The organism is Pseudomonas sp. FG35 (assembly GCF_057809295.1).
Genome location: NZ_JBMDJR010000010.1, coordinates 87,242 through 111,390 on the forward strand (window position 1 = coordinate 87,242; position 24,149 = coordinate 111,390).

Annotated in this window: 14 protein-coding genes; 10 read left to right on the top strand and 4 right to left on the bottom strand. The window is 60.3% G+C overall.

The genetic code is table 11. The annotated features are described in order from the left end of the window. The first annotated feature begins 143 nt into the window (after positions 1–143). Positions 144–4,979, top strand: coding sequence for an NEL-type E3 ubiquitin ligase domain-containing protein (locus ACODTD_RS20195; RefSeq protein WP_489105126.1), 4,836 nt, complete (start codon positions 144–146; stop codon positions 4,977–4,979). A 20-nt stretch (positions 4,980–4,999) separates the two neighbouring features. Here ACODTD_RS20195 and mnmC read toward each other — a convergent pair whose 3' ends face one another. Next, complete coding sequence (gene mnmC, locus ACODTD_RS20200) at positions 5,000–6,979, bottom strand: bifunctional tRNA (5-methylaminomethyl-2-thiouridine)(34)-methyltransferase MnmC2/FAD-dependent 5-carboxymethylaminomethyl-2-thiouridine(34) oxidoreductase MnmC1 (protein ID WP_201815746.1); 1,980 nt, start codon at positions 6,977–6,979, stop codon at positions 5,000–5,002. Between the two features lie 172 nt (positions 6,980–7,151). Here mnmC and pap point away from each other — a divergent pair, with 172 nt between their 5' ends. Both pap and ACODTD_RS20210 read left to right on the top strand, forming a co-directional pair. After that, a complete protein-coding gene (gene pap / locus ACODTD_RS20205; protein WP_011335390.1) occupies positions 7,152–8,666 on the top strand; it encodes a polyphosphate:AMP phosphotransferase in 1,515 nt (504 codons plus the stop codon). Between the two features lie 102 nt (positions 8,667–8,768). After that, positions 8,769–9,953: a thiolase family protein gene (locus ACODTD_RS20210; RefSeq protein WP_201815744.1), complete on the top strand. Its 1,185-nt coding sequence runs from the start codon at positions 8,769–8,771 to the stop codon at positions 9,951–9,953. Here ACODTD_RS20210 and ACODTD_RS20215 read toward each other — a convergent pair. Beyond that, complete coding sequence (locus ACODTD_RS20215) at positions 9,950–10,150, bottom strand: DUF6316 family protein (protein ID WP_011335388.1); 201 nt, start codon at positions 10,148–10,150, stop codon at positions 9,950–9,952. The two genes, ACODTD_RS20210 and ACODTD_RS20215, sit on opposite strands and share 4 nt — an antisense overlap. A gap of 215 nt (positions 10,151–10,365) precedes the next feature. On the opposite strand from ACODTD_RS20215, the gene ACODTD_RS20220 reads away from it, so the two are divergent. Beyond that, positions 10,366–11,325, top strand: a complete 960-nt coding sequence (locus ACODTD_RS20220; RefSeq protein WP_011335387.1) for a DMT family transporter — start codon at positions 10,366–10,368, stop codon at positions 11,323–11,325. Between the two features lie 36 nt (positions 11,326–11,361). Here the strand turns inward: ACODTD_RS20220 and ACODTD_RS20225 are convergent, their stop codons facing one another. After that, positions 11,362–12,756, bottom strand: coding sequence for a class II fumarate hydratase (locus tag ACODTD_RS20225; protein ID WP_489105127.1), 1,395 nt, complete (start codon positions 12,754–12,756; stop codon positions 11,362–11,364). 193 nt (positions 12,757–12,949) lie between these two features. Between ACODTD_RS20225 and ACODTD_RS20230 the strand changes: the two genes are divergently transcribed. The 5 genes from ACODTD_RS20230 to ACODTD_RS20250 all read left to right on the top strand — a co-directional run bounded on the left by ACODTD_RS20230 (position 12,950) and on the right by ACODTD_RS20250 (position 17,287). Then, the gene (locus tag ACODTD_RS20230) at positions 12,950–13,468 is read left to right on the top strand and encodes a DUF2059 domain-containing protein (protein ID WP_011335385.1); all 519 of its coding nucleotides are present in this window, start codon (positions 12,950–12,952) and stop codon (positions 13,466–13,468) included. A 12-nt stretch (positions 13,469–13,480) separates the two neighbouring features. Further along, positions 13,481–13,780: a BolA family protein gene (locus ACODTD_RS20235; RefSeq protein ID WP_007950896.1), complete on the top strand. Its 300-nt coding sequence runs from the start codon at positions 13,481–13,483 to the stop codon at positions 13,778–13,780. Between the two features lie 117 nt (positions 13,781–13,897). Further along, positions 13,898–14,839, top strand: coding sequence for an oxygen-dependent tRNA uridine(34) hydroxylase TrhO (gene trhO / locus ACODTD_RS20240; protein WP_011335384.1), 942 nt, complete (start codon positions 13,898–13,900; stop codon positions 14,837–14,839). A 35-nt stretch (positions 14,840–14,874) separates the two neighbouring features. Continuing rightward, positions 14,875–15,477 carry a DsbA family protein gene (locus ACODTD_RS20245; RefSeq protein WP_170928299.1) on the top strand — a complete coding sequence of 201 codons (603 nt, stop codon included), beginning with the start codon at positions 14,875–14,877 and terminating at the stop codon, positions 15,475–15,477. Beyond that, a complete protein-coding gene (locus ACODTD_RS20250; protein ID WP_011335382.1) occupies positions 15,470–17,287 on the top strand; it encodes an ABC transporter ATP-binding protein in 1,818 nt (605 codons plus the stop codon). Before ACODTD_RS20245 ends, ACODTD_RS20250 begins: the two co-directional genes overlap by 8 nt. A gap of 1 nt (position 17,288) precedes the next feature. On the opposite strand, the gene ACODTD_RS20255 is transcribed toward ACODTD_RS20250, so the two are convergent. Further along, positions 17,289–21,452, bottom strand: a complete 4,164-nt coding sequence (locus tag ACODTD_RS20255; RefSeq protein ID WP_489105128.1) for a hypothetical protein — start codon at positions 21,450–21,452, stop codon at positions 17,289–17,291. A gap of 212 nt (positions 21,453–21,664) precedes the next feature. Between ACODTD_RS20255 and ACODTD_RS20260 the strand changes: the two genes are divergently transcribed. Further along, positions 21,665–24,127: an EAL domain-containing protein gene (locus tag ACODTD_RS20260; RefSeq protein ID WP_489105129.1), complete on the top strand. Its 2,463-nt coding sequence runs from the start codon at positions 21,665–21,667 to the stop codon at positions 24,125–24,127. The last annotated feature ends 22 nt before the right edge of the window (positions 24,128–24,149 follow it).

Below are 24,149 nucleotides of genomic sequence, written 5' to 3' on the forward strand. Positions count from 1 at the left end.
GAGGTTGCGGGTGGTAGATATGTATTCAAAACATACGGATTGCTGCTGGTTTTCCGGCTCGAACATGCAGGTTTTCGTGTTTTTTATTCGCCCTCGGGATCGCTAGGGTGGGGAGACTCAATAGCAATAAAGGAATATTGCCCATGACCACTCCACTGCTATCGGGGACACCGGCCACCCTCACGGAAGAACAGACACTGAGCATTTTGCTGGAGGCCACCGGCGATCTGGACACGGCCCAGGCCTTGCAGAAAAACCTGCCTCCCGCGCTGCTCAAAACCGGTGCCGACACACTGGCCGCGCTGGATAAGGCTGCGCGTGATCTGCAGGCCATTCAGTGGAAAGTCGAGACGCATCTTGACCGGCTGCAACCGCTGAACAGTTTTTGCATTGATGTATTGAACCGCGCTCTGAGCGCCCGATGGCCCGCAGTGTTCAATGTCGAGAAAGATCATCTGCAATTGCCCGGCAATTACTGTGGATGCGAGCCCGTGGTCCCGCCGGGGGGCGGTCCGGCGATCATTCCGTTCGCCACGCCCACGCTGCTCGAGGCCGCGATGCAGAACTTCACGGAGGACGAGGCGCAGCCCGATTATTTCCCCGAGGGCAGTGAGATACGGATCTCCAGCGCGCCTGCCGGGGTTCCGGGCCTGACGCCCACATCGTTCGCCGCCTTTTGTCGAGAGCTGAACCTGGGGCAGCGGTATCAGCAACATTTCCTGCAGGTGTTCGGTGTCAAGGAAGTGGATGGAAACCTGGCGGCCACTGGTCCCGTGGTTCTCGACATCACCGCAATGAAAAAACAACTGCTGCAACTGGACCTGCATCTGGCGATGTTGAGGGAACACGTCTCTCGGGAGGGGGTGCAGACGATACAGCGCTTGATTGATGCCGGTGGCGTCGCCACTGCCAGAAGCCTTCAGTTCAAGGGGCGTGCGCTGATCATGCAAGGGATCGAATTGCTCGGCAGTTGTATCTGGGGTGTGGTGGTGTTCTCTGAGTCTTCGGTCGAGCTGAACCCGGATCAATGGTGCCTGGTGTACATGCCGGGAGAGCCGGATCAACCCCTTTACGAGTACGCCCGTTTCACGGCGTTCATGGCGTATCTTGAGTTCAGGCTGAGGGTGGGCAGCTACAGAAGCTATTTCACGCATTGCATCGGCGAAGGCGACAGGCTCGACTTTTTCAAGACCTTCGCGGATAACGGCAGCCTGGGGCACGTCAGGCAATTGGAGATGCCTGGTCCGCTGTTCGAGTTCATGCTCAAGAGTCATGTCGGCAAGCTGCAACTCGATGCCCGTGTGCTCGCTGTACCGACTGAAGATGTCGATGAGGAGGCGCGCAGGACGCGACTGCTGCATTACCTGGACGCCGGCATGACGGTGGCTAACGTAGCGGGTTTTGTCGTACCGGTGCTGGGAGAGTTGATGATGGGCGTTGCCATCGGGCAGATGCTCGCCCAGGTATATGAAGGCGTCGATGACTGGAGCCGGGGAGATCGTCAGGAAGCGTTTTCACACCTGCTGAGCGTCGCCGAGAACCTTGTCCTGATGGCCGTCGTGGGGGCCGGCATCAAAGGCTTGAAATCCCTGGCGATCAGAACGGTTCGAAAACATCCTGATTTCTTCCAGCCATTCACTGCCATTCTCGACGGGAAGGGGCAGTCACGGTTGTGGAAGCCGGACCTGCAAGCATATGAACAATCCTTACCGGTGGGGGCTGCCCCCGATTCTGAAGTCATGGACTTGTACCGGGGCGACGACAGGTTTTTTGCCCGTGTCGACCAACGCTTCTATGAGGTGGTGCATGATCCGGCTTCCGATACCTGGAGTATCCGGCATCCTGTCCGTCCCGATGCTTACGCTCCGCCACTCAAGCCCCATCGACATGGAGGCTGGCGCCATGCCTGGGAGGAAAGCGAGCAGTGGAGCGGTGCCTACACCCTCAGGCGCATCGACCCGAGCCTGGGCAGGTTCGAGGACAGTCGCCTGGAGATGATCCGGCGGTTGACCGACACTCGATTCGAAGAGTTGCACCGTCTGAGTGACGACAATCTGTCTTGGCCCCCGCGTTTGCGCGACATGATCGAGCGCTTTGGCATCGAACGCAGATTGCGTGATTTCGTTTCCGCCATGGAACGGGGCGAGGCAACCGATGCCCGTCATGTTCAGGAGCAATTGCACGCGTTGCCCGAACTCGCCAACTGGCCGACTGATCGCTACATCAAGGTCGTGGACGAAAAAGGCCGTCTCACCGCGACCTATCCTCCCGTGTCAATTGACGATGACACTCTGAGCATTGTCGTGAGCCATGAGCAACTGGAAAAAGGCGAGTTGCTGCAAACCGTTCTGGACGGCATCTACCCCAGTGAAGCCGAAGCATTGGTGGGTGCGAACATTGCCCCGGCTGATGCAAGCGTCAAGTTGGCGCAAGTGATCGGGGCGGCGGTCAAGGCTGATCGTCGCTCGGTTTTCGAGCACCTGTACCGGCAGTTCGATCGTGTTCTCGCCGGTGAGTCGGTCAAGCTGCACAGCGCCTTTCCCGGGCTGCCGGTACGGTATGCGCGAGAATTGCTCAGGCGCACGCCGACTGTCGAGCGGATGCACCTGCGCAGCACCGGGCGAGTGCCCATGGGCCTGGCACAGAGGGCCCGTCAGGCCTTGAGCGATGTCCGTGTGGATCGGGCGCTGGCCGGCTTTTACCTGGCGGACATCGCCAGTGCCGATACCAGGAAACTGGCGCTGCGCCTGTTACCCCGGCTCGCTGGCTGGAATACCGAGTTCTACCTTGAACTGCGGGCCAACACACTCAACGGTGAGGTACTGGAGACGTCAGGCGAGAAACCGCTTTTGACTTCGAATTCATGCACGCTGGTCCGACTCGACAATGGTTACGAAGTGTTCGGCAGCGACAGGAAGTCGCTCGGCAAAGTGGTGCCCGGACCGGAGGACGTCTATCTCGCGATCCTCAAAGGCCTTCCAATGCGGCAGCGCAAGGCCATCGGATTTGCGCAGCCGAAGCCGGAAGATGGCTGGCGCTTGCGCCATAAACTGTTGGCAAGCGCTCTGGATGAGCGTGAAGGCTGTGCCCGGGTGTTGGCAGGCGGTCGGATGCCACCGGCGATTTCCGAGCCTGCGTGTACGCTCGCCAATTCGCCCGTCGGGCCGGCAAGGCATTCGCAACGTTTGCTGCGCAAAGTGAAGAAACTCTATCCCTTGATGACTGACGTACAAGCCGATGAGTTTCTTGACCAGGCGGGCAGCGAGCCAGTGACCAGGGCGATCCGGGTTCGGCAGTTGCAGGAGGATCTGCGCCGGCTGCAGGAAGTTCTGGACATCTGGAGCGAGGATGAAACGGCCATGAAGGCCTTGGACGGCGATCTGAATGAGGTACACGAGTGTCGACAGGTCGTGGCGTTCGAAATCGAAGACTGTTTTCGACGTCTGGTTTTCCTGCCTGATGACTTTCAGCGTCCCGTCTACGGTCTGAAACTCGACGGCATGCAATTCGGCAAGTTTCCGACCTTGCCGACCGGCCTGAATTTCGATCATGTCAGGCAATTGTCGCTGCGGGACATGCAGCTGGACAACGACGCCGCTTACTTTCTCAAGGCCTTCAGGCAAGTCGAATCGCTGGAACTGGACCGTAATCAACTGACCTTGTTGCCCGAGGTCATTTCGCATATGCCCAACCTCAAACGACTGAGCCTGGCCAACAACAGGATTCAATTGACCGAGCATTCGCTGGTGAAACTGGCGAAGTTGTACTCCCTGCAGAGCCTGAATCTGAGTGGCAATCCCCTGGGGGCGACAGTGGATGTCAGTCGTCTGTTCGAGTTGACTCACCTCTCCTTGCGCAATACCCGCACCACAGAACTGCCCGAAGGCCTGCAGTTTCTACCCAACCTGGATTGGGTGGACCTGCGTGACAATGAAATACGCGATCTGCCTGCCTGGCTTTTTGAAACGCCCCGACGTTTCAGTGAAACCATCAATCTGCGTCACAACCCGATTTCCGCTGCCAGCAGAATTCACCTCGATGACTACCGGAAGACCTTCGGAGTCGGCATGGGCTATCTGGATAACGATATCGCGCGACTGGACGAAAACCAGGCCCGCTCGATCTGGCTGACTGAAACGGGAGGGGAGGAGGGCTCCCGGCATCTGCAGACGTGGAACGCGATCAAGGATGATACGAGGGCCGAAGGACTGTTCAGTCTGCTGGCGGAACTGGGCAATTCCGCCGAATCCGCCAGCGTACGCGAGGATATGACCCGGCGGGTCTGGACGGTGCTGGATGCGACACAGGCCGATACCGAACTGAGGGAGCAGATTTTCGATCTGGCGGCCAATCCGATCAATTGCACGGACAATGCGGCGTTGAACTTCAGCCACCTGGAAGTGGCGGTGCAAGTGCACCATGTGACCCGTGCCTCAAGGGGGCAACGGTCTTCTGCGGCGGCGCTCGTGAAGCTGGCGCGAGGGTTGTTCCGGCTTGAGCAGATTGACCGGATCGCAGCCGAACATACGCAGGCACATGGGGCCGCTGATCCTCTGGAAGTGACGCTGGCTTACCGCTCCGGTCTGGCGCAGGCACTTGAACTGCCCGGGCAGCCTTCGCACATGCGTTATGCCTCGCTTGCGCAGGTGACAGGAGCGGATCTGGTGGCGGCGATCAATCGAATCCAGACCGCGGAGCTGTCTTCCGAGTGGTTGGCGTTTCTGGTTCGCCAGCCCTTCTGGAGTGAATACGTGAAAAGCAGTTTTACCCGGCAGTTCGACGATGCGCGCGCACCTCACCAACAGGAAGCACTGGCGTTATTCGAGAAGGCTGAAACACTCAGCTCGGCCGACTACCTGAGTGAGATGCACCTGTGTGCCGCCCGACAGGAGCGAACGGAAAGCGCCTTGCTCGAGCAACTGACCGACCAGGTGTTGCGGCTGCTGGAGGGCAACCTCTGCGTGTTGCCCGCTGGTTGATCATTCTCCCGATGATCCGCTCATTTGCCCCGGATCAGTCGCCGCAAGGCAAACCGGTTCGGATGACACGCCTCTGCGACACTTCTGGGCAGGGGCAGCGGTTCGTTGTCCAGCCAGGCCGCAAGCAGTTCACCGGACAAGGGTGCGGTGATCAGACCTCGGGAGCCATGACCGCTGTTGACGTACAGTCCGTCGAGCCAGGGACAAGGCATGTCCGGCACCTGCCGTGCATCCTTGCTCAATGCGGCGTAGATCCGGGTAAACGCTTCGCGGTCGGCGAGCGGGCCGACCATCGGCAGGTAATCGGGGCTGGTGCAACGGAAGGCTGCCCGGCCCTGAAGACTTTCGGCGTCGCGCTCGCTGACGTGCAGGCGCGCGACCAGATCGGTGGAGATCTCTTCGAGCATCGCCAGATTGCCCAGGTGTTCGGCGGTGGTCGGGGTCAGGTCGTCGCTGCTGAAGTCGAAACTGGCGCCGAGGGTGTGCTCGCCCCATCGTGCCGGTGCGACATAACCTTCGGCACACACGACAGTGGCCAGCGCCTGGCTTTGCGCAGTCTGCGCCAGGCGGGTGATCTGCCCGCGAATGCGCTTGAGGGGCAGCTCGCCGCTTTGGGCAAAACGCTTGATTTCGGCGGCACCGGCCAGCACCACGACGGGCGCTGTTGCAATCAATCGTTCACCGTCGAAGGCTTGCCATTGATCGCCCACTTTGCGCAGCTCGACGGCTTCCTGATGGGGAAGCAGTGTGACGCCCGGCTGTGCCGATTGCGCCTGACACAACGCCGGCGGATGTACCCAGCCACCCTCGGGGTAATACAAACCGCCGTGAGCCAGACCGACTCCGGCGCGGGCCTGTGCCTCGGGTTGATCGAGCCATTGCAGCAGGTCTTCGGGAAACGCGGCTGCCAGTTGTGCCTGACGCTCGCGCTCCTTCTCATTGAACGCCAGTTGCAGCACCCCGCAATCATCCCAGTCGGTGCCACGCTGCAAGGTTTCCAGCACGCGCCGGGTGTAGCCGAAACCGCTGACGATCAACTGCGAAAGTGCCGTGCCATGGGCGGACAGTTTCAGATACAGCACGCCCTGCGGATTGCCCGACGCTTCCTGTGCCACCGCGTCATGCCGTTCCAGCAGACTGACCTGCCAGCCCCGCGCCGCGAGGCTGGCCGCCGTGGCACAACCGGCCAGACCGGCGCCGATCACCAGGGCTCGACGGTCACCTGTCAACGGTGTCGGGCGGGCGAACCACGGTTTTGCCGCCGCAGGTGGCGCAACACCCTCGGGCCAGCCGAGAAATTCGCCGCGCAGGATTTCCCATTTGTGGCCGATGCCCGGCGTGCGTTTCATCTTGAAGCCGGCGGCGTTGAGCAGGCGTCGCACCCAACCGGTGCTGGTAAACGTGCTGATGGTCGAGCCGGGTGCCGCCAGCCGGGCCAGTTCGGCGAACAGTTCGGCGGTCCACATCTCGGGGTTTTTCGCTGGCGCGAAACCGTCGAGAAACCAGGCGTCGATCTGGCCGTCCAGTTGTGGCAACTGCTCCAGCGCGTCACCGATCAACAGGGTCAGGGTTATGCGCCCGTTATCCAGAACAATGCGCTGAAATCCCTGATGGATTGCCACGTAATGCTTGAGCAACTGATCGGAGAATCGCTTCAGGTCGGGCCACAACGCCAGCGCCCGTTGCAGGTCGGCAGGGCTCAACGGAAATTTTTCGATGCTGACAAAATGCAGTCGCGCACCGGCCACCGCGTGCTGTTCGAACAACTGCCAGGCGCAGAGAAAATTCAGCCCGGTGCCGAAGCCGGTTTCACCGATCACCAGTCGCCCACCCGCCGACAACGCGGCAAAACGCTCGGCCAGACGGTTCTGTTCAAGGAACACGTAGCGGGTTTCATCCAGCCCCGACTGGTCGGAAAAATACACATCGTCGAACACTCGCGAACGCGGGCGTCCCTGGTCATCCCAGTCGAGTTGGGCGTGGGGCATTACAGGTTTCATGGCAGGCTCGGCAACGGCAAGGCGGCCATTCTAGCCGATCACGCGGGCGGCGCTTGATCCATGGCAAACCTTGCCACAGATGACTCAAGGACAATCCGCCGCCGGCGGGAATTTCTGTGCCGCGTCAGAGCCCAATCCGCTAGTCTTGCTGAATCCTGGAAGGAGCCGTCCCATGTTCGAATCCGCTGAAATCGGTCACGCCATCGACAAAGACACCTACGAAGCCGCCGTGCCCGCCCTGCGTGAAGCGTTGCTTGAAGCCCAGTTCGAGTTGCAGCAGCAAAAGCGTTTCCCGGTGATCGTTTTGATCAACGGTATCGAAGGCGCCGGCAAGGGCGAGACGGTGAAGTTGCTCAACGAGTGGATGGACCCGCGCCTGATCGAAGTACGCACCTTCGATCAACAGACCGATGAAGAGCTGGCGCGGCCACCGGCCTGGCGCTACTGGCGGATGCTGCCGGCCAAGGGGCGGATGGGGATTTTCTTCGGCAACTGGTACAGCCAGATGCTGCAGGGCAGGGTACACGGCTTGTTCAAGGACCCGCGTCTGGATCAGGCGATTGCCGGCGCCGAGCGCATGGAAAAGATGTTCTGCGATGAAGGCGCGCTGATCTTCAAGTTCTGGTTCCACCTGTCCAAGAAACAAATGAAAGCGCGGCTCAAGGCGCTGGCCGATGACCCTCTGCACAGCTGGCGCATCAGTCCGCTGGACTGGCAGCAATCGCAGACCTACGACAAGTTCGTCAAATACGGTGAACGCGTGTTGCGCCGCACCAGTCGCGATTACGCGCCGTGGCATGTCATCGAGGGTGTCGACCCGTATTACCGCAGTCTGACGGTCGGCAAGATTCTGCTCGAAGGCCTGCAAAACGCTTTGAAGCGTCCCGATGTGCATCCCCATGAGGTCAACGCTGCACCGCTGGGGACTTCCGTAGACCAGTTGAACCTGCTCGATAGCCTCGACCTGACCCAGCGTCTTGAGAAGAAAGACTACGAAGAACAACTGATCACCGAACAGGCGCGGCTGTCCGGCCTGATGCGTGACAAACGCATGCGCCGGCATGCGCTGGTGGCCGTGTTCGAAGGTAACGATGCGGCGGGCAAGGGTGGTTCGATTCGCCGGGTCGCGGCGGCGCTCGATCCGCGCCAATACAGCATCGTGCCGATTGCCGCACCGACCGAAGAAGAGCGGGCGCAGCCTTATCTGTGGCGGTTCTGGCGGCACATTCCGGCGCGGGGCAAATTCACCGTGTTCGACCGCTCGTGGTACGGGCGGGTGCTGGTGGAGCGGGTTGAGGGCTTTTGCAGCACCGCCGACTGGATGCGCGCCTATGGCGAGATCAATGACTTTGAGGAGCAACTGGCCGATGCCGGGGTGATCGTGGTCAAGTTCTGGCTGGCGATCGACAAGGACACGCAGATGGAGCGGTTCCAGGAGCGCGAAGAAATCCCGTTCAAGCGCTTCAAGATCACTGAAGACGACTGGCGCAACCGCGACAAGTGGGATGCCTATCGTGCCGCCGTGGGCGACATGGTCGACCGCACCAGCACCGAAATTGCGCCGTGGACGTTGGTCGAGGCCAATGACAAGCGCTGGGCCCGGGTCAAGGTGCTGCGCACGATCAACCGCGCGTTGGAAGAGGCTTTCGAGAAGTCCGACAAGCGAGCCAAAAAGCACAAGGACTGAACCGATGGGCCCGCATACGCGAGGTGAATGATTGTCGCGGTCGGCGATCGGGTGGACTTATGCTCGGTCCACTCTCAACCGATTGCAACAATGAGGTATGCCATGCGTGAAGTGGTGATCGTCGACAGCGTACGGACCGGCCTGGCCAAGTCCTTTCGCGGCAAGTTCAACCAGACCCGTCCCGATGACATGGCGGCCCATTGCGTCAATGCGTTGCTCTCGCGCAACGACATTGACCCGGCCAGCGTCGAGGATTGCATCGTCGGCGCCGGCTCCAACGAGGGCGCCCAGGGCTACAACATCGGCCGTAACGTGGCGGTGCTCTCGCAATTGGGCACGGGCACGGCGGGCATGACTCTCAACCGTTTCTGCTCTTCGGGCTTGCAGGCGATTGCGATTGCCGCCAACCAGATCGCGTCGGGTTGCAGCGACATCATCGTCGCCGGCGGCGTCGAGTCGATCAGCCTGACCCTGAAAAGCGTCAACACCGATCACCTGATCAACCCGTTGCTCAAGCAGCAGACGCCGGGCATCTACTACACCATGGGCCAGACTGCCGAAGTGGTGGCGCGCCGTTATGGCGTCAGCCGCGAGGCGCAGGATCGTTACTCGCTGCAAAGTCAGATCCGCACCGCCCAGGCGCAGGCAGCCGGCCTGTTCAACGATGAAATCGTGCCGATGGCGGTGAAGTACCGCGTTGAAGACAAGACCAGCGGTGACGTGCAGATCCTCGACGGCATCGTCGATCGCGACGACTGCAATCGCCCGGACACCACCTATGAAAGTCTCGCCGGGTTGAAACCGGTGTTCGCCGAGGACGGGTCGGTGACCGCCGGCAACTCGTCGCAGTTGTCCGACGGCGCCTCGATGACGCTGGTGATGAGCCTGGAAAAAGCCCTGCAACTGGGGCTCAAGCCGAAGGCGTTTTTCCGGGGGTTCACCGTGGCCGGTTGCGAGCCGGACGAAATGGGCATCGGCCCGGTGTTCTCGGTGCCGAAGCTGCTCAAGGCCAAGGGCTTGCAGGTAGCAGACATCGATCTGTGGGAATTGAACGAAGCGTTTGCCTCGCAGTGCCTGTACGCCCGTGACCGGCTGGAAATCGACAACGAGAAGTACAACGTCAACGGTGGCTCGATTTCCATCGGTCACCCGTTCGGCATGACCGGGTCACGGCAGGTCGGGCATCTGGTGCGCGAGTTGCAGCGGCGCAATCTGCGCTACGGAATCGTGACCATGTGTGTGGGCGGGGGGATGGGCGCGACCGGGTTGTTTGAGGCCGTACGCTAGGCCGGCCTGCCGGAATCCATCAATCGCATCCGCGCGATGTACGCGCGGATTTCCTGCTCGGCTTTCTCGGGGCTGTCGAACGGCCCTTCGAGGGTGTTTTCCCGGGTGCTGAAATACAGTTCGCCGTTGACCCGGCACACGCGGTCGCTGCGAAAGTGCGTGGCGGGGGCGGTGTCCTGGGCGCGCATGCCTAACATGTCGGGGTCTCCTTGGTGAGTGTTGTCCCGGGCTGGATCCAATCAGCTTATGCCTGAACCACTTACCTTGCCCGGCCGGCCGATCAACGGCCCATCGTCAATTTTCTGCTGCGACCTGCACAGTTTCATTTGCGGCTGGAGCGCAACTGTCCCTGTGTCGCGCAGGGTCTGTGCGCCTAGAATGAGCGCTCCTGTCTCTGGCGCTTGGGGTTCTCATGCACGTTTCATCGGGTCGTTGGGTGTACGGCATGTTCCTGGCGTTATTGACGGCGTTTCTGTGGGGAATCCTGCCGATCAAGCTCAAACAGGTGCTGGTGGTGATGGATCCGGTCACGGTGACCTGGTTTCGTTTGCTGGTGTCCGGCGGTTGCCTGTTCATTTATCTGGCCGCGACCAAACGCTTGCCGAGTCGCAAGGTGCTCGGGCCGAAGGGCGGCTGGCTGGTGCTGATGGCGGTGCTCGGGTTGGTGGGCAACTACGTGCTTTACCTGATGGGCCTGAACCGGCTCAGCCCCGGCACCGCGCAACTGGTGGTGCAGATGGGGCCGATCATGTTGCTGATCGCCAGCCTGTTCGTGTTCAAGGAACGCTTCAGTATTGGTCAGGGCATTGGTCTGGCAGTGCTGCTGATCGGTTTTGCGTTGTTCTTCAATCAGCGTCTGGCGGAATTGCTCACGTCTTTGTCTGATTACACCGCTGGTGTGTTGCTGGTGCTGCTGGCCTCGACCGTCTGGACCTTCTATGCGCTGGGCCAGAAACAACTGCTGACCGTGTGGAATTCGCTGCAGGTGATGATGGTGATCTACCTGTTCTGCGCCCTGTTGCTGACGCCTTGGGTGCATCCGCTCGAAGCACTGTCGCTGAACCCGCTGCAGGGCTGGCTGCTGCTGGCGTGCTGCATGAACACCCTGATCGCCTACGGCGCGTTTGCCGAGGCGCTGGCGCATTGGGAGGCTTCGCGGGTCAGTGCGACGCTGGCGATCACGCCGTTGGTGACGTTCGGTGCGGTGGCCGTGGCGGCGGGGGTGTGGCCTGAATATGTGCATGCCGAGCAAATCAATCTGCTGGGGTATGGCGGGGCGGTGCTGGTGGTGCTGGGTTCGGCGCTGGTGGCGCTGGGGCCTTCGTTGATTGCCGGGCTCAAGGCCCGGCGGGCAAAACTGTTGGTCGGATGACCTTCCCGTGCGGGGCACGGGAAGGATCGGTATGACTCAGCCCTTGGCGCCGGCTTCGATCATGTTCTCCGGCCGCACCCAGGCATCGAACTCTTCATCGGTCAGGTAACCCAGCTCCAGCGCTGCTTCGCGCAGGGTCTTGCCTTCGCTGTAGGCTTTCTTGGCGATTTCCGCCGACTTGTCGTAGCCGATGTGCGGGTTGAGCGCCGTCACCAGCATCAGGCCGCGCTCCAGATGTTTCGCCATGACGTCGGCATCCGGCTCAAGACCGGCGATGCAATGCTGCTGGAAGTTGCTGCAGCCATCAGCCAGCAGGCGGATCGATTGCAGCAGGTTGTGGATGATCACCGGTTTGAACACGTTCAGTTGCAGGTGACCCTGGCTGGCGGCGAAACCGATCGCGACGTCGTTGCCCAGCACCTGACAGGCCAGCATCGACAACGCCTCGCACTGGGTAGGGTTGACCTTGCCGGGCATGATCGAGCTGCCCGGTTCGTTGGCCGGCAGGCGCACTTCGGCGAACCCGGCTCGTGGGCCGGAGCCCAGCAGGCGCAGATCGTTTGCAATTTTCATCAGCGCCACGGCGAGGGTTTTCAGGGCGCCGGAAAGGGTGGTCAATGGTTCATGACCGGCAAGGGCGGCAAACTTGTTCGGCGCGGTGACGAACGGCAGGCCGGACAACGCCGCCAGTTCAGCGGCAATCGCTTCGCCGAAGCCGTGGGGCGAGTTGAGCCCGGTGCCGACGGCAGTGCCGCCCTGCGCCAGTTCGCAGACCGCCGGCAACGCCGCGCGAATCGCCCGTTCGGCGTAATCCAGCTGCGCTATGAATCCGGAAAGCTCCTGACCAAAGGTGATCGGCGTGGCGTCCATCATGTGGGTGCGACCGGTCTTCACCAGTTTCATGTGCCGCGCCGACAGTTCGGCCAGTCCGCCAGACAGCTCGGCGATGGCTGGCAGCAGTTGGGTCTGCACCGCTTGCGCGGTGGCGATGCTCATGGAGGTGGGGAAGCAGTCGTTGGAGCTCTGCGAGCGGTTGACGTGATCGTTGGGGTGCACCGGCGTCTTGCCGCCGCGCGGGTTGCCGGCCAGTTCGTTGGCGCGCCCGGCAATCACTTCGTTGACGTTCATGTTGCTTTGCGTGCCGCTGCCGGTCTGCCAGACCACCAGCGGGAACTGGTCGTCATGCTGGCCGTCGAGCACTTCGTCGGCGGCCTGTTCGATCAGGCGGGCAATGTCGGCGGGCAGGTCGCCGTTGCGGTCGTTGACCCGGGCCGCGGCTTTCTTGATCAGGGCCAGGGCGTGCAGTACCGGCAAGGGCATGCGTTCCTGGCCGATGGCGAAGTTGATCAGCGAGCGTTGCGTCTGAGCGCCCCAGTAAGCGTCGTCCGGGACCTCGATCTGGCCCAGGCTGTCGGTTTCGATACGGCTCATCGTGCACACTCCTGTTGGTCTGTTTGCGCAGTTTAGGCCGGTGTCGGCCCAGGTGGTTCCATCCAGTCGATTGTTGACCGGCAAATCCCCGCCAATCAAGCACGGCAAGGGCCAGGGGTTGAGCCGCAGCGTTATTCAGGCGCAGAATGGTCGCCCTTGGGGTTTTACCTCGCCTAGCTGAAAAGGAAACTCGATGACTCGTCTTCGTGCCATCTGCACCGCGGTTGCCCTGGTCTGCGCCAGCGGCCAGGTGCTTGCCGATACCGCCAGCCACAACGCCAGTGCCGAAACTTTCCTGACCCTGGCGCACGCTGACAAGCTGGGCACTCCGGTGTACATGCAGGTGCAGCAGATGTTTGCCCAGCGTTTTGAACAGACCAAGGCGCCGGAATCCAAGAAAGCCGTGCTGGATACCTACCAGGCCAAGGCCAACGCCGCTCTGGACCAGGCCATCGGCTGGAACAAGCTGAAACCGGACATGGTCAAGCTCTACACCAGCAACTTCAGCGAGCAGGAATTGAAAGATCTGGTCGCGTTCTACCAGTCGCCACTGGGCAAGAAAGTCCTGGAAAAAATGCCGCAACTGACCCAGCAGTCGGCTCAGATGACCCAGGCCAAACTGGAAAGCGCCGTACCGGTGGTCAACAAGTTGCTGGACGACATGACCAACGAGCTGGCACCGAAAGGCGCAGCTCCAGCCAAGAAGAAGTAAGCGGAGTTCGTGATGACCATGCAACAACGCATCGAATCGACGCTGGCGCTGCTTCAGCCTGAGCATCTGCAAGTGCTGGACGAAAGCCACATGCACAGTCGCGGGTTGCAGACCCACTTCAAGGCAGTGGTGGTCAGTGCGCAGTTCGAAGGCCTGAACCGGGTCAAGCGCCACCAGAAAGTCTACGGCACGCTTGGCGAGCTGATGGGCGAGTTCCATGCGTTGGCGCTGCACACCTACACCCCGCAGGAATGGGCAGAGACAGGCGTCGCTCCGGCGTCGCCGACCTGTGCCGGCGGCAGCAAGCATTGAGCCTTGCAGCAATGAACTGAGGTTTTTTGCTAGAATCCGCAACGCGCCGCTCACCCGGCGCGTTTTTTTTCGCATCCGGTTCACCCTTTACGAGGGTAGCCACCTGGAGAAATACCCATGACACAACCGATTGTCGTGGCGGCACTGTACAAGTTCGTCACCCTCGAAGATTACGTCAACCTGCGCGAGCCCCTGCTGCAAGCGATGGTCGACAACGGCATCAAAGGAACCCTGCTGATCGCCGAAGAAGGAATCAACGGCACGGTTTCCGGCAGCCGTGAAGGCATCGACGGCCTGCTGGCCTGGCTGCGCAACGATCCGCGCATGGTCGATATCGATCACAAGGAATCGTACTGCGACGAGCAGCCGTTCTATCGCACCAAGGTCAAGCTCAAGAAAGAGATCGTGACCCTGGGCGTTGAAGGCGTCGACCCGAACAAGAAAGTCGGCACCTACGTCGAGCCCAAGGACTGGAACGCACTGATCAGCGATCCGGAAGTGCTGCTGATCGACACCCGTAACGATTACGAGGTCTCGATCGGCACCTTCGAAGGCGCCATCGATCCGAAAACCACCAGTTTTCGCGAATTCCCCGACTACATCAAAGAACACTTCGATCCGGCCGTGCACAAGAAGGTCGCGATGTTCTGCACCGGCGGCATTCGCTGCGAGAAGGCCTCGAGCTACATGCTCGGCGAAGGCTTCGAAGAGGTCTATCACCTCAAGGGCGGCATTCTGAAGTACCTCGAAGAAGTGCCGCAGGAAGAAACCAAATGGCAGGGCGACTGCTTCGTCTTCGACAACCGCGTGACCGTGCGGCATGACCTGAGCGAAGGCGACTACGATCAATGTCATGCCTGCCGTACCCCGGTCAGCGTTGAAGATCGCGCCTCCGAGCATTACGTGGCCGGCATCAGCTGCCCGCATTGCTGGGACACCCTGAGCGAGAAGACCCGCCGCAGCGCCATCGACCGTCAGAAGCAGATCGAACTGGCAAAAGCGCGCAACATGCCGCACCCGATCGGCTACAACTATAAGCAAGCATCCACCGAGGCTTAATCATGTCTGCACGCCTGCTCTATGTGATGGATCCGATGTGTTCGTGGTGCTGGGGATTTGCCCCGGTGGCCAAGGCATTGGTGGAGCAGGCGCAGGCCGCCGGGGTGGAACTGCACCTGGTGGTCGGCGGGTTGCGCACCGGTAGCGGTTCGGCGCTGGAGCCAACCACCCGGCGCTACATTCTCGAACACTGGCAGGCGGTCACCGAGGCCACCGGCCAGCCGTTCAAGTTCGAAGGCGCGTTGCCCGACGGTTTTGTCTACGATACCGAGCCTGCCTGCCGGGCCATCGTTACGGCGCGCAGCCTGGCGCCGGATTGCGCGTGGAAACTGGTCGGGCTGATCCAGCACGCGTTTTACGCTGAAGGTCGCGATGTCACCCAGGCCAGCGTTCTGGTGGAGCTGGCGGAGAAGGCCGGCGTCCCGCGCATCGAATTTGCTGCCCTGTTCGATCATGCCGATCAACACAAGGCGACCCAGGCCGATTTTACTTGGGTCCAGGATCTGGGCATCGCCGGATTCCCGACCCTGCTCGCCGAACGCAACGGCCAACTGGCGTTGCTGACCAACGGCTACCAGCCGCTCAGTGAACTGTCGCCGCTGCTCGGTCGATGGCTGGAGCGCGCGGCCTGTGTCTGACCCGGCCGATGACACGCCAGCCGTCAAGCGTGTCGACCGGCTGAGCTGGGCTGAAGTCCGGCGACTGGCACTTCATCACAAAAAATCCCTGTGGATCGCCAACGGCGTGGCCGTACTGGCGACGCTGTGCAGCGTGCCGATTCCGCTGCTGTTGCCGTTGCTGGTGGACGAAGTCTTGCTCGGCCATGGCGACGCCGCGCTGAAAGTCATGAACCATCTGCTGCCCTCGATGTGGCAGCAGGCGGCGGGCTATATCGGCCTGATGCTGGTGGTGACGCTGACCCTGCGTTGCAGCGCCCTGTGTTTTGGCGTGTTGCAAGCGCGATTGTTTGCGCGACTGGCCAAGGACATCGTCTACCGCATCCGCGTTCGGCTGATCGAGCGTCTGAAACGGATCTCGCTGGGTGAATACGAAAGCCTGGGCAGCGGCACCGTTACCACGCACCTGGTCACCGACCTCGACACCCTCGACAAGTTTGTCGGCGAAACCCTCAGCCGTTTTCTGGTGGCGATGCTGACGCTGGTCGGCACTGCCAGCATCCTGATGTGGATGCACTGGAAACTGGCGCTGCTGATCCTGCTGTTCAACCCCTTGGTGATTTACGCCACGGTGCAGTTGGGCAAACGGGTCAAACACCTGAAGAAACTGGAGAACGACAGCACCTCACGTTTCACCCAGGCGCTGAGCGAAACCCTCGATGCGATCCAGGAAGTGCGTGCCGGCAACCGTCAGGGCTTCTTCCTGGGGCGCCTTGGCCTGCGGGCTCAGGAAGTGCGCAACTACGCGGTCAACTCACAGTGGAAGACCGACGCTTCGAACCGCGCCAGCGGCCTGTTGTTTCAGTTCGGCATCGATATCTTTCGCGCGGCAGCCATGTTGACGGTGTTGTTCTCTGACCTGTCGATTGGCCAGATGCTCGCGGTGTTCAGCTACCTGTGGTTCATGATCGGCCCGGTCGAACAACTGCTGAACCTGCAATACGCCTATTACGCGGCAGGCGGGGCGCTGTCGCGGATCAATGAACTGCTGGCCCGCGCCGACGAGCCGCAATACCCCGGCGGCGTCGACCCGTTCAAGGGCCGCGATACGGTCGGGATTCAGGTGCAGGGTCTGAGCTTCGGTTACGGCGACGAACTGGTGCTGGATCAGTTGAACCTGTCCATCGCCCCCGGTGAAAAAGTGGCGATTGTCGGCGCCAGCGGTGGCGGCAAAAGTACCCTCGTGCAATTGCTACTGGGCCTGTACACGCCACTGGCGGGGACGATCCGTTTCGGCGGCTCGAGCCAGCAGGAAATCGGCCTGGAAACGGTTCGGGAAAACGTCGCTGTGGTGTTGCAACATCCGGCGCTGTTCAACGACACCGTGCGCGCCAACCTGACCATGGGCCGTACCCGCAGCGATGAAGCCTGCTGGCAGGCACTGGAAATCGCCCAGCTCGAACCCACCATCCGCGCCTTGCCGGACGGCCTCGACAGCATCGTCGGCCGCTCCGGCGTGCGTCTGTCCGGAGGGCAGCGGCAACGGCTGGCTATCGCCCGGATGATCCTCGCCGAACCCAAAGTGGTGATCCTCGACGAAGCGACGTCAGCCCTCGATGCCGCGACCGAGTACAACCTGCACCAGGCCATGGCGCGCTTCCTCCATGGCCGCACAACGCTGATCATCGCCCACCGCTTGTCGGCGGTGAAACAGGCAGACCGGGTGCTGGTGTTCGACGGCGGGCAAGTGGCCGAAGATGGCGACCATCAGCAACTGATTGCCGATGGTGGGTTGTACGCCAAGCTTTATGGGCATTTGCAGCGGTTGTAGTTCAGCTCCATAAAACCTGTAGCGCGCCTGCTTCGCCTTTATGCCCGAACTCCTTCATGACCAGTGAACATGACCCGCAGGGTGGCATCGTGGTTGCGACGTCCACCGACTTCAATTCCAGCGGGTCAGGATATTTCTCGCGTATCACGCGAATCAGCTTGCTTTCACTGTCCAGAGAGGTTGGCCGGGCTGCCAGCTCAGGTGTGTAGTTGTCGATGTCCTTGATGGTCAGCGGTACCGCAGCCAGACGCCCTCTATCCGTCAATTCCAGGTTGGTCTTGCCGACAGTCAGGCTGTAGTCGATGTTGATGTAGGTGGTGTCGCCGATTTTTACGTGATTGGCACCCAGATGGCGGAAAACCGGCAGGTGTCTGGTTGTGCCCTGAGCACCGGAGACGCTGACGTAAACCTCTCGCATGCCTTTTGCGTTGATGACTTCGGCATAGGCGATGTTTCGAGCGTTGCCTGTACGGTCAAATCTGCGCATCAAATGTTGCAACTTTTGCATCGTGACCTCGATGCGCAGCGCCGCGTTGGTGTCCGGTGGTTTGATCACCGGTGACAGGAACAAGGTGTCGAAAATTTCTGCTGTGCGCTTTCGCAAGGCTTCTGGTGCGTCTTTGCTTCGCGCCCAGGTCGTGGCGCCTTCGGCACGGCGGGCGACGATCATCCGCGTCGAATGGTCGAACATCAGGGCTTCGCCGGGGCTGGTATCCACTTTGAGCCATTTCATCCCGGCCGGCGGGCTGGCTGCGGTGCCCAGCGCAATCGCGATGTCGTCCATGGTTGTCAGGGCGCGTTCGACCTCTGCAGCCGAATGGATTCGTGCGGTGTTGTTGGCGTTGAGCGACCCGGTATAAACCCTCTTCAATTCTTCGGCCAGGTCAGCGGGCAGGGTTTGAGCCTTGCGCAAAACCAAGGGGTCGGAAAAGGCCTGTGTCGGCAAGCGCTCGGTGACGTAGAAGTCTGCGGCGTTCAGTCGGGTAAATACATAGTGCTTTGAATCGTCCTTCGCAGGCACGATGATCGCCCCGACCTCAAGCGTATCGAACTGTTTTGAACCTTTGGACGGGAGGCTGACCTTGATTCGTGCATAGATTCCCTTTTGAAACGCTATCGAGGCATTGAGTTGTTTGTAGGTCCTTATGACACTTTTCGGCAAGGGTCGCGTCGAGTTGGCCGGTCTATAGAGGGTATCCCCGAACCAGGGGGCCCAGCCTTTGCTGTCATCGAAGCTCCCGGCTGCGGGCGTCGGCGCCGGATTGCGGGTGACATAACTTGTTCGGCAAACGTCCCCTGGCGCACGGCTCACCCGACATGGCAGGGGTTTGAAGAGGGCCTTTTCCTCAATCAGATCGGCCCGACGCAATTGATCGCCATCCAGACGATAGGGGATGTCATCAATCAACAGCGTGGTTCGGCCATCGACCTCCAGCATTTCACGAACATGGGCGTGTTCCGGGACTTCGGCCAGAGCGTGGGATTCGGTGGGCGGCAGCTTCCTGAAAGTGGATCTGCCCTGGATGAGATCCCGGCTGTTGTTGCGCAGGCGCGGGCCATAGGGCAGGGATGTCAACGGGTCGACCAGATGCAGTTGTTCCAGATCCAACGCATTTGTGTGACGCACAATGACGTCATCGATGCCGTTGACCGTTGCCAGCTCGTCAGTATTGGCCAGCGGCTTCCAGTTCCCCGGATCGATGGCCTGGGGCAGGTTATGAACCAGTCGGTAGCCGTCAGCATGTCCCGTGAGTTTTCTGATGCCGCCGATACTCGCCCGACCGATGAACAGCAGTCCTCTGCCGGCACCGCTTCCCAGACTTTTAAGCAGTGTGGGAATGCCATCGAGCGGGTTGAGATTTGCCAGTGAATTGGTCAGAAGCTTGCGAGTCAGCGTCGAGAAGGACGGCAGGCTCGCTTTGATAGCCATTCGACTGCTGCCGACAGTGGCACGAAGCAGGCGCACCGAGCCCGAGATGAATTTGCCGATAGGGCAAAGGAACGATGCGAGATCAAACAGGAGTCCGACCCCGCCCATGATTTTGCCTGAGGTGCTGTCCGACAGTAGATCATCGATGCTGCCCCAGAAAGGCACGAATCCCTTGACGATGGAAACGAACGTTTCCAGGCGCTTCTCGGTTTTCGCCCGAGCGGCGTCGAAGGACGTCATGCCGCGGGCCTGTATGTGCAGTTGCTGTTCATCTACATAGAGAAAGTTCGTTGCGATATAACCCGCCAATTCATTCAGTCGGGATGTCGTCAGGAGGGCTTCACCCTCGGCATCCGTCGAGCCGGATGATACCGCTGCCGGCATGAACCCCATGATATCGAGGTATCCCGGACACGATGCCCGCTCTGCCGGCACTCTGCCGTGGAAGTGGGCTGACCAGTCGAGCAGGAGGGAAGTGCTCAGATTGCGCTCGGGCGAATAGCTTTGTCCCGGGATCGAGGCGTGCAGTGGAAACTCTGTTCGAACGCCATCGATTGTGGAAAACCTCAAACCGGTTCGCTGACGAACGACGCCCGCGCTCGGGATGAGCTCGTAGTAAGTGATGTCTGTGTTGCAAATCACTTTCAGAACGAATCCTTTCCTTGCCCGGATCTGCTCCGACTTCTCGTTCGGCGCGGTTTTCTGCCGCAGGCTCAGCACCTGGACTTCACCTCGAGCCAGCGCCCGGCGATCTGCCGCTGGCAGTGATCTCAGCAAGCTGGCAATCAGCGATTGATAAGCCTGCCTGATGGTTGTCAGGTAGTCGTTGAACGCAGTTTCGAACCGGGCGTTGATGTCAGGCAAGAAATTGCCGGCCCAACTGTAGACGCCGTCTTCGACCCGGTCATAACCGCCGCGCCAGTTTTCCCGCTCGGCATGGAGCACTCGCTGTCCATCGAGCCTCAGTGCTGTGGTCGAACGCGTTGTACCATCGGGCATGGAGACGATCCATCGCTTGCTGCCATCAAGCTGACCGTCTGCATAGACGTCGAGAAAGTCCTGGCCCTGCTGCTTGTTCAGATCCAGTGGTGCCCTGGAATGGCTGTGACTCGGATCCGCCGACAACAATTTGCGCCCGTCCCGTGCGAACGTGACGCCTCTGAAAACGTTCGTCATGACCTGCCTGGCCATCTGCAGTCGCTCAGGTGGACGCAAGTCCAGTGTCTTCACGGCGTTGTTCAGGCGCTCGGTGTGTTCTTCCAGAGCCGACAGTGCGCGGTTGATATCTTCCTGGTCGTAAGCGGTTGTCGTTCGCTGCGCAATGGCGCCCGTGCAGACGGCCCATTCCAGGGCAGGAGCCATACGCAGTCGTGCAATCGCCTCGAGTTGTTCGGCCGATGCGCCGGCGCTGCGTTGCAGCGGCAGATCAACCAGTTGCTGGAAGGACAAGGGCGCTGATTGATCCAGACCGGTTTCCTCGGCCAGCAGTACGCCGTGCATGAAGTTCACCCAGACCACGGAGGTCTTGTAACGAAGCTCCGGTGGTACATCGCGCACGCTGAAGTCTTTCGAAAGGCGGGTCTGGAATACCCGAGCCAGAAGGATCGCCTCTTTGGTGTTGGCAACCCGGCCGCTGCGCAGCAAATGCTGTTCGAATTCGTGGCGCAAGGTCTGGTAGCTCTTGCCCCAGTGGGCCGGGTCTTGCCAGTGAAAACCGGCGAGCGCTTGCGGCTCGTCAGCTGAGGGGGTGTGCAGATAGAGGCAGATGGCTTTGCAGATCAATTGATAACGCACCGACGCCGGCGTCTGTTCGCCTGGGGAAGCGCCGTACCATTTGAGCTTTTTCAGTAGCCGTTCTGTCAGATCCAGTGATTCCGGGGTATTGAGTATTCGCTGGAGGAAAACCGAAGGTGTTGCGCGCAGCGCTTCCGGGGCTGCGAGGCGCAGGATATCGCCGCTCAAATGACGAATCAGCGAGGGCTTGCCGATCAGAAAGGATTTGACCGTTTCGATCATTCGTTCATTGATGCTTTTCGCCGTGTACTGTTCAAGGGTCATGGAGGGCGCAGGGGCTGGTGTCGCAAGCTGCGCGGCCTTGAACCTTTTCCGGTCCCTGGCGGTCGGTCGGGGAACCAGGGATTCGATATCCGGGCCGGCATCCAGACCCAGCGTCTTGCGAGCGCTCGATTCTGCGATTGCCGATGGATCGATTGAAGCTGGAGACGTCGAGGTCATGTCACACTCCTTGTGAAAGCATTCCCGCCACAAAGGGAGAATGCCTGGAGTGCCCAGTTAATCGGTCCCGCCTGCGAGTGTGGCCGTATATATGTCTATCCGGCTTCTGTCCTGAACTGAGGCGGATCCGTCGCTTGCCGGAACCGGGAAGGCCTCCTAGTCTTGGGGGGATGTTCGCAGGACGATCAGGCAGTGCTCATGCAAGGAATACCATGAAGCAAAAGCGGACTCTCGGAACGCCTCGGTTGTTGGGCATCGTCTGGCCATTCATCGCCGTCGTGTTGTTTCAGGCGTTGCTGGGGGGCGTGAGTCTTTATGTCCTGTCGGCCGTTCGCGGTTATGTGGCGGGCGAGAGCCTGTGGTCCAAGGGCCAGAAAGACGCCATCTATTACCTCAACCTGTACGCCGACAGCCGTGATGATGCGATCTACCTCAAGTACCAGAACGCCATTGCCGTGCCTCAGGGCGGTCATCAGTTGCGTCTGGCACTGGACAAGCAACCGCCCGACCTGCAGGCGGCACGCGAGGGCATTCTCAAGGGCGGCAACCACCCGGACGATGTCTCCAGCCTGATCTGGCTGTACCTGAATTTCCGTCACTTCAGTTATCTGGAAATTGCCATCGACCGCTGGACCCTGGGCGATGCCTATCTGGTAGAGCTCGACGGCGTGGCGCAGGAGATGCATCAGCGCATCACCGCCAATGCCGCCACCGAGGCCGATATCCGCCGCTGGAAGGACCGGATCTTTGCGATCAACGACGGCGTGACCCCGGCCGCCAAGGCGTTCAGCGATGCCCTGGGTGAAGGCTCGCGGATGATTCTGCGTCTGCTGCTGTTTACCAACCTGGCCACCGCGCTGGGCCTGATCGTGCTGGCGCTGCTGCGTACCCGCAAGTTGCTCAAGCAGCGGCATGCCTTCGCCGAAGCGCTGCAACTGGAAAAAGATCGCGCGCATGTCACCCTGCATTCGATTGGCGACGGGGTGATCACCACCGATGTGAGCGGGGCGATCGACTATATGAACCCGGCGGCCGAGGCGTTGACCCACTGGAAGGCCGAGCAGGCGTCCGGTCTGCCGCTGGCGGCGTTGTTCAATTTGCTGGATGACAACGCCCAGACGGAAGGGCTGACCCTGATCGAGCACATTCTCAGTGGCCAGTTGACCGGCGGCAGCGAACACTCGAAGCTGATCCAGCGACTGGACGGCAGCACGGTGTCGGTGACCCTGGTCGGCGCGCCGATCCGCAATGCCGGCAAGGTCAGTGGGGCGGTGCTGGTGCTGCATGACATGACCCAGGAGCGGCAATACATCGCCAATCTGTCATGGCAGGCCACCCACGATGCACTGACCGGGCTGGCCAACCGTCGCGAGTTCGAATACCGGCTCGAACAGGCGCTGCACAACCTGACGCGCCAGGCCGGGCGGCATGCGCTGATGTTCCTCGATCTGGATCAATTCAAACTGGTCAATGACACCTGCGGGCATGCGGCCGGCGATGAGTTGCTGCGGCATATCTGCGCGTTGCTGCAATCGGGTTTGCGCGAAGGCGACACCCTGGCGCGGCTGGGCGGCGACGAGTTTGGCATCCTGCTGGAGAACTGCGCACCGGAGGCGGCCGAGAAGATCGCCGAGAGCCTGCGTCAGACCGTGCAAAACCTGCATTTTGTCTGGAAGGGGCGGCCATTCCTGACCACCGTCAGCATTGGTCTGGTGCACGTCGCACAGACCCCGACCACTCTCGAAGCCTCGTTGCGGGCCGCCGACATGGCTTGCTACATGGCCAAGGAAAAGGGCCGCAACCGGGTGCAGGTCTACCATGCCGACGATTCGGAACTGTCCCTGCGTTTTGGCGAGATGGCCTGGGTGCAACGCCTGCATATGGCTCTGGAGGAAAACCGCTTCTGTCTCTACGCCCAGGAAATCGCCCCGTTGGGGTCGGTTGCCGGGGGCACCCGCGGACACATCGAAATTCTGCTGCGTCTGCATGACGAAGCGGGCCGGATGATTCTGCCGGACAGTTTCATACCGGCGGCGGAACGTTACGGTTTGATGACCTCGCTGGATCGATGGGTTGTTCAGAATGTATTTAAGGTTATTGCTCAATGTATTAACGATAAGTGCGAAGGCCCTCTGGCAATGTGTGCGATTAATCTTTCAGGCATTACTATCGGAGATGACGCGTTCTTGCACTTTCTGCGGGAACAGTTTGATAACTACGGCATACCGCCTGAAATGATTTGTTTTGAAATTACAGAAACCAGTGCCATTGCAAATCTCGGGAGCGCAATCAGATTTATTAATGAACTCAAAGGCTTGGGCTGTTATTTTTCGCTGGATGACTTTTGCGCCGGAATGTCTTCATTCGCTTATCTGAAACATTTGCCTGTAGACTTCCTGAAGATCGACGGGAGTTTCGTAAAGGATATGCTGGACGACCCGATTAACCGTGCAATGGTCGAAGTGATCAATCACATCGGGCATGTCATGGGTAAGCAGACAATTGCCGAGTTTGTCGAAACAGCGCAGATCGAGCAGGCATTGCTTGAAATCGGCGTGGATTACGCTCAGGGTTATGTAGTGGAGCGTCCGCAGTTGTTTACCTGTGACAGTTTGCAAAGTCGGCCCGCCAGACCGCAGCCGTTGTTATTCAAGGCGCCTGGCACGTTCCGTTGAAATCTCTTGCCGATCCTTACAA